Genomic DNA, 15,047 nt, shown 5'->3' with positions numbered 1-15,047 from the left:
GGAGAGAAAGAAATTGAAACCTGTCTGTGTGCTGTCTATAATGTAACCATCAAAGGAAACATATGGAAAATGAAGCTGCTGTGGCAGAAAAGCAGCATCAATCAAAGACAGAGACACATGGGAGGGCAGAAATGGAAAAGTTACAGGTTGCAATTGCAGATGACAATGAAAGAATCGTGGAGCTGTTAAATACGATGATACGCTCTGAGAGCGGCATGGAGATTGTAGGCACGGCAGGAAACGGAGAGGATGCGGTGGAAATGATCCGCAAAAATCAGCCGGATGTGGTGCTCCTGGACCTGATTATGCCGAAAATGGATGGGCTGGGAGTTTTGGAAAAGCTTAAGGAAGACAAAACCATGAAGAAACAGCCTGCCTTTATTGTGCTTTCGGCTATTGGTCAGGAAGATGTGACAGAAGATGCATTTGCTCTGGGAGCTAATTATTATATGATGAAGCCCTTTAACAATGAGCTTCTTCTCGGAAGGCTGCGCAGTATTCAGAATCGGGGAGAAAAGATCCTGAATCCCATAAGGACGGCAGGTATGGCAGAACGGAGGCGTCAATCTTACGAGGCTCGGGATCTGGAGACGGATGTGACCAACATGATTCATGAGATAGGCGTTCCGGCTCATATTAAGGGGTATCAGTACTTAAGGGATGCCATTATGATGTCTGTGGAGGATATGGATATGTTAAGCTCCATTACCAAGGTACTGTATCCTACCATTGCCAAGAACCATCAGACAACTCCAAGCCGGGTGGAACGGGCTATCCGCCATGCTATTGAGGTTGCCTGGAGTCGAGGGAAGATGGATACCATTGATGAGCTGTTCGGCTATACGGTCAGCACGGGAAAAGGAAAGCCTACAAATTCGGAGTTTATTGCGCTGATTTCAGATCGGATCCGCCTGGACTATAAAGCGAAGGTATCTTAAGGGTGATGAATTCAAAGCCAATCTATTGACGATGTAAGAGTATTCTTTTTGACAGAATGGGATTTTGGAAATGAAAATTTAGAAATATAACAGAAAAATCAGCACATTTGCGAAATTTTCCCTTTCAAATATGATGTTTATGGGTTATAATAGATATAAAATATCACAAATACCCATGGGATGTATGGGATAGGGAGGAAATGCGGTGAAAAAGATATTATTTATTGCTTCCGAAGCAGTACCCTTTATTAAGACCGGAGGTTTGGCAGACGTAGTTGGATCTCTGCCGAAGTATTTTGACAAGGAATATTTTGATATTCGGGTAATGATTCCCAAGTATCTGTGTATCAAGCAGGAATGGCGTGACAAGATGCAGTATGTGACCCATTTTTATATGAATCTTGCATGGCGAAGCCAGTATGTGGGAATTCTGGAGATGGAATATGAGGGAATCAAGTTCTATTTCGTAGACAATGAGTATTATTTTGCAGGTGCAAAGCCTTATGGGAATATTTATGAGGATATTGAGAAGTTTGCCTTTTTCTCCAAGGCAGCTATTTCTGCCCTGCCTTCACTGGATTTCAGGCCGGATATCATTCACTGTCACGACTGGCAGACAGGACTTGTGCCTGTGTTCCTTAATGATTCCTTCCAGAACAATCCGTTCTTCCAGGGCATCAAGACCATTATGACCATCCATAACCTGAAGTTCCAGGGTGTGTGGGATATGAAGACAGTACGGGATATTACGGGTCTTTCTGTGTCCTACTTTGCGCCGGATAAGCTGGAGGCTTACGGAGATGCCAATTACTTAAAGGGAGGCATTGTATATTCTGATGCAGTTACGACTGTAAGCGAGACTTATGCAGAGGAGATCAAGATGCCATACTACGGCGAACATCTGGACGGTCTCATGTGTGCAAGGGCCAATTCCCTTCGGGGTATCGTAAATGGCATCGACTATGAGGAGTACAATCCGGAGACAGACAAGTTCCTGACTAAGAATTACAATGCAGTGACTTTCCGGAAGGAAAAGGTAAAAAATAAGACAGCTCTTCAGGCAGAGTTGGGACTGGAAGTGGATCCCAAGAAGATGATGCTTGGCGTGGTTTCCCGGCTGACAGATCAGAAGGGCTTTGATCTGATTGCTTATGTTATGGATGAACTGTGTCAGGATGAGATTCAGCTGGTTGTTCTTGGAACAGGCGAGGAGCGTTATGAGAATATGTTCCGTCATTTTGCATGGAAGTATCAGGGTAAGGTGTCGGCTAATATCTTTTATTCTGAGGCTATGTCTCACAAGATTTATGGCTCCTGTGATGCATTCCTGATGCCTTCACAGTTTGAGCCCTGCGGCCTGAGCCAGCTTATGAGCCTGCGGTACGGCACCGTGCCTATTGTTCGGGAGACTGGCGGACTGAAGGATACAGTAGAGCCCTACAACGAATATGAGAGTACCGGAACAGGCTTCAGCTTCCTTAATTACAATGCTCATGAGATGCTTCATACCATCCGTTATGCGGAGAGCGTATACTATGATAAGAAGCGTGAGTGGAACAAGATTGTGGATCGGGCTATGGCTGTTGACTTCTCCTGGGGAACTTCTGCAAAGAAATATGAAGAATTATATAACTGGCTGGCCGGTTAAGTCTGTAAGTTTACTTATATATTTGTTTATAATTTTCATACACTGAGATGAATAAGAATACCTCCTATTCGAGATAATATCAGTAACTGCCTGGAACGTTTTCAGAGCAGGGAACTGGAATCAGAATAGGAGGTATTCTTTATGAAATCAGAATTGTCTGAATTGGATGTACAGAACCTTCGTCATCTCATCGGAGGCTATGACACCACCCACTGCAAGATGAACGACTATGCAAACAATGCCACGGATCAGCAGGTAAAGCAGTTTTTCCAGAAGGCAGCTCAGTCTGCCAAGGAGAATAAGCAGCAGCTGATGCAGTTTTTAGGTTAGGAGGGTGCCAAAATGAATGAGAAGACGATGGTAGCAGATACCCTGGTTGGTATCAACGGAGAGTTGAAGATGTTCAGCGAAATGATTCCTCAGACTGAGGAACCGCGTCTTAAGCAGACTTTAAAGGATCTGCGGAACAAGTGCGAGATGTCTCAGGAGGAGCTGTACCAGATTGCAAGAGCAAAACAGTATTATGTACCGGCTTCCAAGGCGACTGAGGAAGAAGTTCAGCATGTGAAATCTCTCTTTACGCAGAGCGTCATGTAAAAGCAACAGGTAGAAAAAATGAGGGGCTGCTGCAAAATAAGTCTGCTGTCTTATTTTGCGGCGGCCCCAGTATCTTTCAAATCTATACTTCACGCAATTGCGGTACTCCGATTGCAAAGGAATATAGGGACAGGAGTGCAGTAACCACCAGTAGCAGATTGAACCATTTGCTTTTTACGGTATGTTCATCCAGGGAAACGGCATGGGCGGCCATCACAAATATAGGCAGGATGTATCGGCCCTGGGGCTGATAATCCACAAAAAATCCATTGTACACAACAAGAAGGTAAGAGACAAAGACCGGTATATGAAGCAGTCCCCAGGAAATACGCTTTTGCCCCAGAGCCTTATCCTCAGTTTTCCAATGGCTTCCCTTTCTTTTTCCGGTGGGTTTCCACCACAGAGGTACGCTGATTCCCATATACAGCAGGAAATACAAAAGAGCCATAGCCTTGTAATACCAGTCCTGAGCATAGACATCCATGCCGCCGTATACGCCCACTGTGGACTGAAAGAGCTGCTTGTGAAAGCCATATTTGGTCATAAAATCAAGGAAGGAAACGCCCTTGTTGTACATGGCAAATTCCGGCGCCTGTTCCTGAGGCGGTGTAGAGGGACGCAGTTCGTAAGCACCCAAAGCATTCTGCACTTCCAGAATAACATCATTTCTCTGAAGCCCGTAGTGGGCGAATTCAAATCCAAGTCGTATCCCAAAGATAAAAAGTGAAGCCAGCAGAATCCACAGGCAGGCAAGAAAGCGCTGCTTTCTCTCTGGTCCTTTGGCTTGTAAGAGGGGCACCAGGAGCATCAGGAAAGCATAGATCAGGATTACATAAAAATTGGCTTTTGCCATCATGACATGTGCAAACATGGTTCCCAGAAGCAGGATTCGAAGAATATCTTCTTTTTTTACCTGACGGGCAGTCAGGCGGTTCAGCATACTTTCGGGATTGGCTAACTGGTACAGTACAATAACGGACACCAGATAGTCGAGGGCATCTGAGGTAGTATATGCATACAGATACCAGAGCTGGGGCGTCAGGAAACAGGCCGCCAGCAGATAACGGTTTTTCCGTGCATGTAAGAGACAGAACAGGAAAAGGCCGATTCCAAGGCACAGGCCGAACAGTCTTTCGTTATGAACACAGGAAATAAGGGCAGCAAGTTTTCCGGCATAAAAATAGTAAGGATTAAACTCGGAGAGCCGGGTGGTCCCATAGGTTCCCACAGTGGGAAGGGCTTCCGGATCCCGAATATCCGGCGGAAAATTGTGGTCCATATAATACCGGATGGCATCACGGCTTTCCCATTCGTCAGGATTGTCTCTATGATTGCCGGTAAATACAGCTATGATCAGGATACACACAACGCCTATGGCTGTCAGCCATAAAAGAACATCGGTTACATCCAGATAACGTTCCGCCCTCCGGCTTTTTCTCAGCTTTCCGTAGATACGACTGAGTCCAAAGACGGCAGCTGCGAACAGGAGCAGATAAAAAACCCCGAATCGGGCATAACGGGAAGCAGTATCCGAATACAGCTGACGAAAAACTTCCGTGGGAAACAGCTGGGAGTCGTTTCCGTTTATCAGAAGTTCCAGGCATCCCTCTTCATTCAGGAACTTTTCCACCTGTTCGTTGGGGATAAAGGCGTCATAGAGAGCCTGTCCCTCCAGAATTCCGCCCAGAAATCCACTGCACCAGAGTTCGATGGAACGAATCTGCATCATGGGGATCCTGTCTGTGTCAGCGGGATCCAGTCGACGCACATAATTCCCCTTTCTATATGAGAAGTCCAGAAAATAGATACGGCTTTCTCCTGTTCGGGCATAGGTATTCTGCAGGCCGCTGAAAGGAATAGTATCATCTCGATAAGATGTTAAAACTTTGAAGGTTTCGCCGTCGCTGTAATCCGTATCTGCATAGTTTATCCGCAGGTGCATAGAAGCGGCAGGGGGAAACAGCAGAAGAAGCAGGCATACAAGACCCAGGACCAGAGCCAAAGGGTGTTTTTTGAGCTGTACCCAAAGGCTGTTTTTATTTAAATAATGTGGTTGAGTTATCATTATAAAATACTCCTTATGGTCGGATGAATTTGATCTAAGGATAAAAGATTTTTCCTGTTTGGTTATTGATTTATTCTGCCATAAATATACAAGGTTGTCAATGAAAGGCAGGGAGGGCAAGAGACAAATTTTTGTTGAGTTTTGCGGAAAAAAGCTTGCAAAGCCCCATTTCTCATGGTATACTTTCTAAGTTAGTGAAAAATCACGCCGACTCTTGCCAAGAACGGTGCCGGAGCAGAAGCTTTGGTCTTTGCGGCAGACAGAGTCTGCGGAAGAACAACCAAATGGAGGAAAGAAACATGAGCGTTATTTCAATGAAGCAGTTACTGGAGGCAGGTGTTCATTTCGGACATCAGACAAGAAGATGGAACCCCAAGATGGCTCCCTACATTTACACAGAGCGTAACGGCATCTACATCATTGACCTGCAAAAATCCGTAGGAATGGTAGATGAAGCTTACAAGGCCGTATTTGACATTGTAGCAAACGGCGGTACCATTCTGTTTGTAGGAACCAAGAAGCAGGCTCAGGATGCTATCAAGGCAGAGGCAGAGCGCTGCGGCATGTTCTATGTGAACGAGAGATGGCTTGGCGGTATGATGACGAATTTCAAGACCATCCAGAGCAGAGTTAACCGCTTAAAAGAGATCGAGAGAATGTCTGAGGACGGAACCTTTGATGTATTGCCCAAGAAGGAAGTAATCGCACTGAGAAAAGAGTGGGAGAAGCTTGAGAGAAACTTAGGCGGAATCAAGGACATGAAGAGAATTCCGGACGCAATCTTCGTAGTAGACCCGAAGAAGGAGAGAATCTGCGTTCAGGAAGCACATACATTGGGAATCCCCCTGATCGGTATTGCAGATACCAACTGCGATCCGGAAGAGCTGGATTATGTAATTCCGGGCAACGATGATGCAATCAGAGCCGTAAAGCTGATCGTGTCCAAGATGGCAGACGCTGTTGTTGAGGCAAATCAGGGACAGGCAGAGGATGTAGAAGAAGCTTATGATTATGCAGACGAGGCAGAGGCACCCGTAGAAGAGTAATTCCGAAGCTTTTGGAGAGTTAGCAGATCCGCAGTATTTACAGAATAACGGAGATATCCGTACCGGTTTGTGTGAGCTGCGGGAATTGATAGATGGAGGAGAAAACAATGGCAGTAACAGCAGGAATGGTAAAAGAGTTAAGAGAGACTACCGGCGCCGGCATTATGGACTGTAAGAAAGCCCTTGCCGCTACGGACGGAGATATGAATGCAGCAATTGATTGGCTGAGAGAAAAAGGACTTGCAAGTGCCCAGAAGAAAGCCGGACGTATTGCGGCAGAGGGTATCGTGGCAACCTGTCTTATTAATGATGACAAGAAAGCTGTAGTGGTTGAGGTAAATGCAGAGACTGATTTTGTGGCAAAGAACGCCAAGTTCCAGTCCTTTGTAGCAGATGTTGCGGCACAGGCAGTAAACACCGGCGCAGCAGATATTGATGCGTTTATGGCAGAGACCTGGGAGAAGGACAGCACCATGACCGTGAAGGAAGCTCTGGCTGCTCAGATTGCGGTTATCGGCGAGAATATGAACATCCGTCGTTTCCGTCAGATGGAGGAGGAGAACGGATTCATCGCTTCTTATATTCATGCAGGCGGAAAGATTGGCGTTCTGGTGGATGTTGAGACAGATGTGATCAATGACGATGTAAAAGAGATGGCAAAGAACATCGCTATGCAGGCAGCAGCTTTGAAGCCCCTTTATACCAGCGATAAGGAAGTGGATGCGGAGTATATTGAGAAAGAGAAAGCTATCCTTCTGGCACAGATTCAGAACGATCCCAAGGAGTCCCAGAAGCCGGAGAAGGTTATTGAGGGCATGATTAAGGGACGTATTAATAAGGAGTTGAAGGAGATCTGTCTGTTGGATCAGGTTTATGTCAAGGCTGAGGATGGAAAGCAGTCTGTGGCAGCTTATGTGGCACAAGTGGCTAAGGCGAATAGTGCTAACATTACTATTAAAGGATTCGTTCGCTTTGAGACCGGGGAAGGTATGGAGAAGAAGAACGAGGACTTTGCGGCTGAGGTGGCGAAGCAGATGGGAATGTAATTCCAATTTCATAAGATGAAGCAAAACGCTGGAAACCCGCATGGTTCCAGCGTTTTTTGCGTTTTTGGGGTGTCGTTTTGGGATGGAGGAAATCAGGAGGATTTGCGGAAAAGTTGGTAAAAATCTGGTACGGGAATTGGTAAAATCTTTTACCAACTTTTAAGGGGCGAAGTTTGCAGGTTTTTTATAGAGAAGGAACGAGTGGGATTTTTTACGAAGGAAGTATATGAAAGTGTTTGTTCTTTTTTAAATCGTTTTGGATGGGACATTTTTATGGGGGTACTGGATGACGGAACAGTACTTGGTGTTCAGGAAAATGTTGCTCCGGATATGATTAGAAATTTTATTAGTGTGATAAGCAATCCAGCTATATTTTCTCCAACTATTTGTTTGTCACCGGAAATTATAAAGGATGAAGAGGGGAATTCCATCATCCATGTTCATGTACCACCCAGTGCTGAAGTCCATAGTTACAAAAAAATAATATATGACAGAATAGATGACGCAGATGTGAAAGTGACAGCAACCAGTCAGATTGCGGCTATGTATATCAGAAAGCAGAATATATTTACTGAGAAAAAATATATCTTTATGTGAAGTTAGAAGATCTTAGAGTAGATTTAATGCCAAAGATTAGAACAATGGCGGCAAATAATGTAGTAGGAAGTCATCCATGGAAAAATATGAGTGATGAAGAATTGCTAAAAAGTGCAGGGTTATTTGGCATTGATCGGATTACAGGGCAACAAGGCTATAATCTTGCAGCGGTAATGTTGCTTGGAAAAGATGATGTGATTTTAGATATTGTTCCGGCCTATGTTACAGATGCTTTGCTTCGGAAAGTTAATGTAGACCGTTATGATGACAGGGAGATTATAAAAACAAATTTGGTAGAGAGCTATGAACAACTCATGGAGTTTGCTCGAAAACATTTGCCAGATAAATTCTTTTTGGAAGATGACCAGCGAAAAAGCCTTAGAAGTATTATAGCTCGTGAAATGTTGGTTATACGTTGATCCATCGGGAATTTACCAGTCCTTATATTGCTAAGTTTGTGATTGAAAAAGAGCGGATGTATGTAGAAAATGCGAACAGAGCAATGGGAGAGGGAATGATAACTCCGGAAAATCTAGAGCCAAATCCTAAGAATCCAATTATCGCATCATTTTTTAGAAATATTGGCTATTCTGATCAGCTTGGTTCTGGTGTACGGAACTTATTTAAATATGTAAAACTTTATTCCGGGAAAGAGCCAGAGTTTAAAGAGGGTGATGTTTTTCGGATTATGGTACCTCTGGATGAGGCATATTCCTATGATGCTGGAAACATTGTTCAGAAAAATGCCGATAAAGTGCCGATAAACTCTGATGGACTGCCGATAGTTTACAAGGAAGAAGAATTAACAAAGCAACAGTTGCTGATAGTAAAGTATTTACAGAAGTATGAAAATATTACATCTGGCAAAGCGCAATCTATCAGATGAAGAATTGGAGGTATTGGAAAATATTGTAGAAAGAAGAAAGGATAATCTATCTGTAATGTTGGGAGCGTACATATTGTTAGAGAACAAAAGGAAGGCAAAGAAGATTTTTGAGAATATGGTTCAGGAAGAACAGAGAAATTTTATGGAATTTCCCATATATTATATTTGGGCATACAAAGACAATGAGGACACTGTGTAGAAATGATGAGAAAATGTAATTGATGGACTTGTTATTTGGTGATATACTGTTAGCATAGAATAATCTAAGAGAGAATAGTCAAAAATGAAATTTGAGTGGGATGAAAATAAAAATATTATAAACAAAGAAAAACATAAGATTTCTTTTGAAACAGCAGCATATGTGTTTGATGATCCTTATTATATTGAAATGTTTGATTTTGAGCATAGTGTTGATGAGGATAGATATATTGCGATAGGGAAGGTTGGAGATGTATTGTTTGTAGTATTCACGGAAAGAAAAGAAACGATTAGATTAATTTCAGCTAGACTTGCAACAAATGCAGAAAGGGAGCTTTATTATGACCAGAACATTAGTTATTGAAAGTGGACAAAAGCCTACGGAAGAACAGCTTAAAGAAGTTGAAGAGGCAAAAAAAAGTCCTATAAATTTTGATGAGGATTGTCAAGAATTGTCACCAGCCATGATGAAAGCATTTAAAAGTGCAGTTGTGCAGCGAAATCGTAAGAAAAAGGCTTAAAAGGTGTTGGATATCTTAAATTATACAGAAAATATGTGATATGGTTAGTCGTTTGGGGGGAAGGATTAAATCCCCCAATATCCCCCAAATGTAAAATGGCTATCCCTCAAATTTGAAAAATCAGAAATCGCAAATTTTAAAAAGCAAAATGAATTTTCCCCCAAAATAAAATTTGGGGGATACAGTTGAAAAGATATTGATTCAGAGCAGTCAAAAATCACTGCAAAGCCAGTAAAATACATAGTTCCGGGGATATGCAACCGGGACATGGAAAGAGAAAAGTTCGCAAAACAGATGAATGCGTAAGGCGAAGTTTGCCTGGTTATTTTGAATGAAGAAACCCTTGTGAATGGTGTGAGAATGCTGTCCGCAGGGGTTTTTGAATTTAGATAAGCTTATTTAACACAAAAATGCTGATTGGAATCTATCTTATAGTTTTTGAATATTAGTCTGAATTTAGTAATATAATTGTATTAACTTATGAAATGTATAATTCAAGAAATGGAAAGGAATGATTGTTTAATGGGTCCAACGATTGATCAGTATTTAGTGGCTAATTGCTTATACATGATTGATGAATTCAATATGTTGTATAAGGGGTGGGATAAGCCGGAATTGAAAATTGAGGCAGATGAAAAGTTTAATGAAATGGATATAATAGTAAGATTGGGATATCCGTTTAAACAGAATGCTCATTATACAGCAGGAGAAAGTGGTAGAATAAAGAAAGCGCAGAAAATAAATCATGATTTATATATAGGACAAAGAGATTTTAAAATTGAGGTGAAATATTTAAAAAATTGGGTTAGTTCAGCTAATACAAGAGCAGCAAGTAAGAGCTGGTCAGTGTTTCAGCAAGATTTTGACTGGTTGATGGATGAAATAGATAATGGAAAAAATGGAAAGGTTGCGTTTGTGATTGGATGGTTTAATTGTGTAGATTCATTTTCACAATTAATTCAGTTGGGCACAGGCAATGGTGCTTATCCATTAGCAGATGAAAGAAAACTGGCTTATTTTCCCTTTTTAATAAAAAAGGATGAGAATGCTCCTAAACAAACAAAAAATTTAGCCTATGATTATGTGAATGCATATATAGAAAGTCCAGTAAGAATTTCGTCTAAACGAAAAGGAAAATATAGATGTATGTTTATTGGAGAGAAAGATGATAAATTTCATTTTGCCTTGTATTATGGAGAATGTAAAATGATTACAAATTAGACTCTGGTTTATACTTGTAGGATTATAAAAATAGGTTGAATTTATCCTATAAATTAAGTATAATAAAATTATCGGGAGGTAAGAACAATGACAATAAATACAAATACAATGGTTTCTATTACAGAGGCAAATCAGAATTTTTCAAAAGTAGCAAGATTGGTGGATGAACATGGAACAGCTGTTATATTAAAAAACAATGTACCAAGATATCTTGTCATAGATTTTAGCAAAGCTGAAAATGATGCTGTTGCGTCAAATGAAGATGTGTTGAGTATATCGAAACGATTGATTGAGAAGAATAAGGAAGCATATGAGGTTCTTGCAAAATGATAAAGCTGACAAAAGAACAAATTCTGTTACTTCACACTCAGTTAATAGAGATTACCGGAGGAAGTGATGGAATTAGAGACGTTGGTCTTCTTGAATCTGCGTTAGAAAGTCCATTTCAATCTTATGGCGGTGTAGAATTATATCCAAGCATACAGGCAAAGACAGCTAGACTTTGTTATGGCTTGGTTAAAAATCATGCAATGCTCGATGGCAATAAAAGAATTGGGTGTCATGCCATGTTAGTCTTTTTGGCATTAAACGGTTATGAGATTGAATATAAGCAGAAAGAGTTATCAGACATAATATTAGATGTAGCGGCGGACAGAAAACAATATGAAGATATTTTACAATGGTTACTGGTACATCAGATGTAAGTTAAACGATTTATAACTTCTCCAGATAAAAGCTGCAAAATGAAAGCAATGGATAAAGTATGCTTATAGAATGTTGATGGAGCTAGATTATTCAGATATATCAGAACGATATCCATCAAAATTTGGTAATATAGATAATGTGTTTGTAGATCGGCAGGGGGCTTTCATTGCAGGTTATGGCGATGACTCTTTTAAAAAGATTAAGGATTCGATGAAGTTCCGGACTTGTATGGCTGATAAAATTTATTCCGGTGAAAAATACTGTTTGGCGCAATCTGGAGAATTAAAAGTCTCTATAAAAAGCGAGTATCTTAAACGTATCAATGCATTTTTAGATATCATGGAGGTAGAGGATAAAGATTGTCAGGAGTATGAAATAAGTCAGAATATATTGGTAGTTAAAACTTTGCACAGTGGTTTCTGGGCAATAATAATGGCTTTGAATGGTGAGCAGGATATATTTGCCGCTAAGGAGTATAAGGGCATTCAGGAAATGTATAATAAGTTGCTTCCATTTATATCTCCGGAGTTATTACATGAAGAGTATGATTACTAAATTAGATGATAGAGCGTTTGAAAAAATGTGTAGAGACTTATTTGTGGATATGGGATTTCAAAATGTTACTCAAAGGGGGAATACAAGAGCTTCTGATGGGGGTGTAGATTTAGAAGCGGATATGAAAGTGGAAACAATTTTAGGGGAACAGAAACAACATTGGATTTTTCAATGTAAACATACGAAGGCTCAAATAGATAGAAAAGATATTTCTGAAATACCAGACTTACTTGAAGATTTTAAAGCCAGTGGTTACGGATTGTTTTATAGTGGTATGCTAAGCCCACAAACGCTAGATAGAATAAAGAAAAAGGAATCTATAATATATTGGGCAAAGGACGAACTGGAAATTTTGCTAAGAAAATACAAAAATACGGCAATTAGATATTTTGGAATATAATTTTTGTGGTTTTCGTTTAGAATAGAAGTTGTCTGGTGTATAGAAAATGAGAAGCAATGTCCCACGGCATCCAGAAGAGGGAGGCTGTGGGACATTGTGTGTCTGTGGGTTATTCGAGTGTGAGGCTGAAGTTTTTCAAGATGCGGTAGCTGTCCAGGAGGCCGGCTATGTATGCGTTGGTGCGGTGTAAACAGGCACGGCCCGGAGATTTTCTGCTTCTGGCAGGAAAGAAGAAAAACGTCATCCTGCTGTTGTGCGACATGACGGCGCCCATGCTTCCCTGCATCTGCCCACCTGGAGAGCTGAAGTGCGAGCATTCCCTGGGCAGCGTTTTGGCGGCAGCACATGTGTCGGAGTCACTTATTAAGCATAACCTGATCACCCATAAGAAGTATGGCTGTCTCACCTTCCTTGGGATGTTAAAGGGAGAGAATGAATATACCTATCCGCCCTATACGGCAAGCCAGGCGTCCGAACTCCTTACCTGTTTAAAATGGATTGCCCCTTATATCATCATTGACTGCGGCAGTTATATCGCTAATGACATTCTTTCCGCAGTTGCCTTGATGGAAGCGGATGTGGTTCTTCGTCTGGTGAACTGTGATTTAAAAAGCATCAACTATCTCTCCAGCCAGCTTCCCCTTCTTCGGGATAACAAATGGGACGCAGACAAGCAGTACAAGGCAGCCAGCAACGTAAGAACGGACGAGGCCAGCGACCATGCGGAGCAGATGCTTGGAAACGTTACCTTCAAACTGCCCCATTCTCCGGAACTTGCAAGGCAGACCCTGGCAGGAAAACTTCTTGTGGACTTATCCCTCTGGGACAGCTGGGGATTCCGTAAGGAATTGGAAGCCATCACCAGGGAGGTGTTTGGATGTTAGGAGAGAAGCGATCACGGGAAGTGTTTGGCTTTTGAATCGAATGAAGGAAACTGTATGCTAAGGTCCAGAATGAATGGTTAGAAAGTTACCTATTTCAATAAAAAAGTATAAGAAAATCCATAAAAACCAATATGCTTATTAAAGTACACCTAAAATAGGGACAGAGTCCACAAGACAAAGATTTTGCCCCTGATGTTATTCACAGAAAAAAGGAGTATCGCGCCATAACTGAGTTTCTGTTATTTTGCGACCAATGTCAATAAGTTAAAGATATTGAAACAGTTACCAATATGAAATTTTAAATGACTGGAAGCAATCGTACCTGCTTTCAGTCATTTTTTTACATAATAAATAAAGCAGTTTCATTTAACTGCATGATCGGATACTTTCCAGATATTTTTTAGACTATCCTATATAGAAAACTTACCGCTGAATTGGGCCGGACCTTTTGCGGAGCTTTTCGTCCTTCTCTGACAGGAAGAACATCCCTTTGAATGAGTGTCTCCAGATTTTGTGGGGGAATCCTTCCACTAAAAAATTCCCGGCAGATTAAAACGGCTGCTGTGAAGTTGATCTGGTAACATATTTTCGGTTTTTTTGTTTGATTTCAGTTCCGGTGATTATCCGTTCACAGAAGTTGTAAATGATCAGTCTCGCAAAAATTTCCTGCTGGATGTACTCTACCTTTTTAGAATGAAAGTTTGTCAGTCCGATTGTATATTTCAGTTCTCGGAAAGAACGTTCAATTCCCCATCTCCATCCATACAGTTTTTGATTTTCTCCATAGGAAACGCTTCTTCTTCTAAATTTGTGATAATACATTCCATCGTATCTTCCGTGATTGGAAACCGCAGGACACAAAAATGTAGTGTATAGAAAGGGGCATTCACCGGATCGAGAAAGTCACAAGAAGTCTTATTGGTAAGACAACGGTATATGTGCGGCTGGCTTTTTATCTCTTTTGTCTGTTTCTTTGTAAGGAGCAAAGATAAGGTACAGTCGAAAGTTCCATGGTCTGGTATGGGCAGATGGGTGAGAATCCCGCGACTGCCAAGATCTTTGGCCCGAATCAAAAATTTCCATCCCTTCTCTTGTGCATGGGCAAGGATGTTATAACTCTCATATCCACGGTCTGCAATCAAAAGTACCTGTTCCTGGATCTGGGAACGTCTCATCATGTCTATAAGGGCTCCGGTTTCATTAGGACATCGTCCCGGCTGAATGATCACATCTGTATAAATGCGATTTTTCAGATCATACATGGCATTTAAATGAAGCTGGTTATAACCTTTTTCATTACGTTCCAAAGAGTTGTGGCGTCTATGGGTATCTTTGTCCTTCGGATTATGGGCAATGGCTAAATCTGAGCCATCACAGGCAAGCAGACGATATCCGCGATATGTCTCCATCAATGAGAAAGTATCATTGAAAGAGCGGAATAAAGAGTTCATAGAATCAGGCAGTATTTTTTTCCGCTGCTGGAAGAATGCAGAGACAGATGCCATATCAGGTCGAAAATTCCAGAAATTCATCCATTCTCGCCGAACCGTATTTCCATTCATGGAAAGAAGGAAACGGATGATATCTGAGAAAGAAACCTTACGGTTTCTGGAAAAATTTTTCCCCGGCTGTTTCACAAACAAATAGGATATGGACTGCATATCCGAGATAAGGGAAAGCAGATTTTTCTTTAAAGCTTTTGGTGATTCATATGTCATAGGGAAACCTCCTTAAATAAAA

At 41.4% G+C, this 15,047-nt stretch carries 17 protein-coding genes and 2 pseudogenes; 17 read left to right on the top strand and 2 right to left on the bottom strand.

The annotated features are described in order from the left end of the window. Positions 1–131: 131 nt before the first annotated feature. The 4 genes from spo0A to VSQ61_RS00080 all read left to right on the top strand — a co-directional run bounded on the left by spo0A (position 132) and on the right by VSQ61_RS00080 (position 3,183). The gene (gene spo0A / locus VSQ61_RS00095; protein WP_334342384.1) at positions 132–938 is read left to right on the top strand and encodes a sporulation transcription factor Spo0A; all 807 of its coding nucleotides are present in this window, start codon (positions 132–134) and stop codon (positions 936–938) included. A gap of 205 nt (positions 939–1,143) precedes the next feature. Continuing rightward, positions 1,144–2,586 (top strand): glycogen synthase GlgA, encoded by a 1,443-nt coding sequence (glgA, locus tag VSQ61_RS00090; RefSeq protein ID WP_334342383.1) that lies wholly within the window; start codon positions 1,144–1,146, stop codon positions 2,584–2,586. 141 nt (positions 2,587–2,727) lie between these two features. Next, the gene (locus tag VSQ61_RS00085) at positions 2,728–2,916 is read left to right on the top strand and encodes a hypothetical protein (RefSeq protein ID WP_160564576.1); all 189 of its coding nucleotides are present in this window, start codon (positions 2,728–2,730) and stop codon (positions 2,914–2,916) included. A gap of 12 nt (positions 2,917–2,928) precedes the next feature. Then, positions 2,929–3,183, top strand: a complete 255-nt coding sequence (locus VSQ61_RS00080) for a spore coat protein (protein ID WP_334342382.1) — start codon at positions 2,929–2,931, stop codon at positions 3,181–3,183. Positions 3,184–3,265: 82 nt separating this feature from the next. Here VSQ61_RS00080 and VSQ61_RS00075 read toward each other — a convergent pair whose 3' ends face one another. Next, positions 3,266–5,248, bottom strand: a complete 1,983-nt coding sequence (locus VSQ61_RS00075) for a glycosyltransferase family protein (protein ID WP_334342381.1) — start codon at positions 5,246–5,248, stop codon at positions 3,266–3,268. A gap of 299 nt (positions 5,249–5,547) precedes the next feature. Here VSQ61_RS00075 and rpsB point away from each other — a divergent pair, with 299 nt between their 5' ends. The 13 genes and pseudogenes from rpsB to VSQ61_RS00010 all read left to right on the top strand — a co-directional run. Then, a complete protein-coding gene (gene rpsB / locus VSQ61_RS00070; protein ID WP_334342380.1) occupies positions 5,548–6,294 on the top strand; it encodes a 30S ribosomal protein S2 in 747 nt (248 codons plus the stop codon). Positions 6,295–6,401: 107 nt separating this feature from the next. Beyond that, positions 6,402–7,340, top strand: coding sequence for a translation elongation factor Ts (gene tsf / locus VSQ61_RS00065; protein ID WP_334342379.1), 939 nt, complete (start codon positions 6,402–6,404; stop codon positions 7,338–7,340). A gap of 201 nt (positions 7,341–7,541) precedes the next feature. Then, on the top strand, positions 7,542–7,937 hold the full coding sequence (locus tag VSQ61_RS00060; protein WP_334342378.1) for an AlbA family DNA-binding domain-containing protein: 396 nt from the start codon (positions 7,542–7,544) through the stop codon (positions 7,935–7,937). A gap of 26 nt (positions 7,938–7,963) precedes the next feature. Next, positions 7,964–8,356: a DUF8451 domain-containing protein gene (locus VSQ61_RS00055; RefSeq protein WP_334342377.1), complete on the top strand. Its 393-nt coding sequence runs from the start codon at positions 7,964–7,966 to the stop codon at positions 8,354–8,356. Between the two features lie 56 nt (positions 8,357–8,412). After that, positions 8,413–8,823, top strand: coding sequence for an ATP-binding protein (locus VSQ61_RS00050; protein ID WP_334342376.1), 411 nt, complete (start codon positions 8,413–8,415; stop codon positions 8,821–8,823). Between the two features lie 283 nt (positions 8,824–9,106). After that, complete coding sequence (locus tag VSQ61_RS00045; RefSeq protein ID WP_334342375.1) at positions 9,107–9,385, top strand: BrnT family toxin; 279 nt, start codon at positions 9,107–9,109, stop codon at positions 9,383–9,385. After that, positions 9,363–9,542: a hypothetical protein gene (locus VSQ61_RS00040; RefSeq protein WP_334342374.1), complete on the top strand. Its 180-nt coding sequence runs from the start codon at positions 9,363–9,365 to the stop codon at positions 9,540–9,542. The genes VSQ61_RS00045 and VSQ61_RS00040 overlap by 23 nt, the downstream gene beginning before the upstream one ends. A 522-nt stretch (positions 9,543–10,064) precedes the next feature. Continuing rightward, on the top strand, positions 10,065–10,763 hold the full coding sequence (locus tag VSQ61_RS00035) for a hypothetical protein (RefSeq protein WP_334342373.1): 699 nt from the start codon (positions 10,065–10,067) through the stop codon (positions 10,761–10,763). Positions 10,764–10,850: 87 nt separating this feature from the next. Beyond that, on the top strand, positions 10,851–11,093 hold the full coding sequence (locus VSQ61_RS00030; RefSeq protein ID WP_334342372.1) for a type II toxin-antitoxin system Phd/YefM family antitoxin: 243 nt from the start codon (positions 10,851–10,853) through the stop codon (positions 11,091–11,093). Next, positions 11,090–11,467: a type II toxin-antitoxin system death-on-curing family toxin gene (locus tag VSQ61_RS00025; RefSeq protein ID WP_334342371.1), complete on the top strand. Its 378-nt coding sequence runs from the start codon at positions 11,090–11,092 to the stop codon at positions 11,465–11,467. The genes VSQ61_RS00030 and VSQ61_RS00025 overlap by 4 nt, the downstream gene beginning before the upstream one ends. Positions 11,468–11,537: 70 nt before the next feature. After that, positions 11,538–12,023, top strand: coding sequence for a hypothetical protein (locus VSQ61_RS00020; RefSeq protein ID WP_334342370.1), 486 nt, complete (start codon positions 11,538–11,540; stop codon positions 12,021–12,023). After that, positions 12,004–12,423 (top strand): restriction endonuclease, encoded by a 420-nt coding sequence (locus VSQ61_RS00015; RefSeq protein WP_334342369.1) that lies wholly within the window; start codon positions 12,004–12,006, stop codon positions 12,421–12,423. Before VSQ61_RS00020 ends, VSQ61_RS00015 begins: the two co-directional genes overlap by 20 nt. Before the next feature lie 218 nt (positions 12,424–12,641). After that, positions 12,642–13,307 (top strand): annotated as a pseudogene (locus tag VSQ61_RS00010) (MinD/ParA family ATP-binding protein); the annotation flags it as partial. Positions 13,308–13,856: 549 nt separating this feature from the next. Here the strand turns inward: VSQ61_RS00010 and VSQ61_RS00005 are convergent. Continuing rightward, positions 13,857–14,716 (bottom strand): annotated as a pseudogene (locus tag VSQ61_RS00005) (IS4 family transposase). Positions 14,717–15,047: the final 331 nt, after the last annotated feature.

This window comes from Candidatus Merdisoma sp. JLR.KK006 (assembly GCF_036941035.1).
GTDB lineage: Bacteria > Bacillota > Clostridia > Lachnospirales > Lachnospiraceae > Laedolimicola.
The sequence above is the reverse complement of the archived record's forward strand: the minus strand, read 5'-3'. Positions and strand labels throughout refer to the sequence as shown.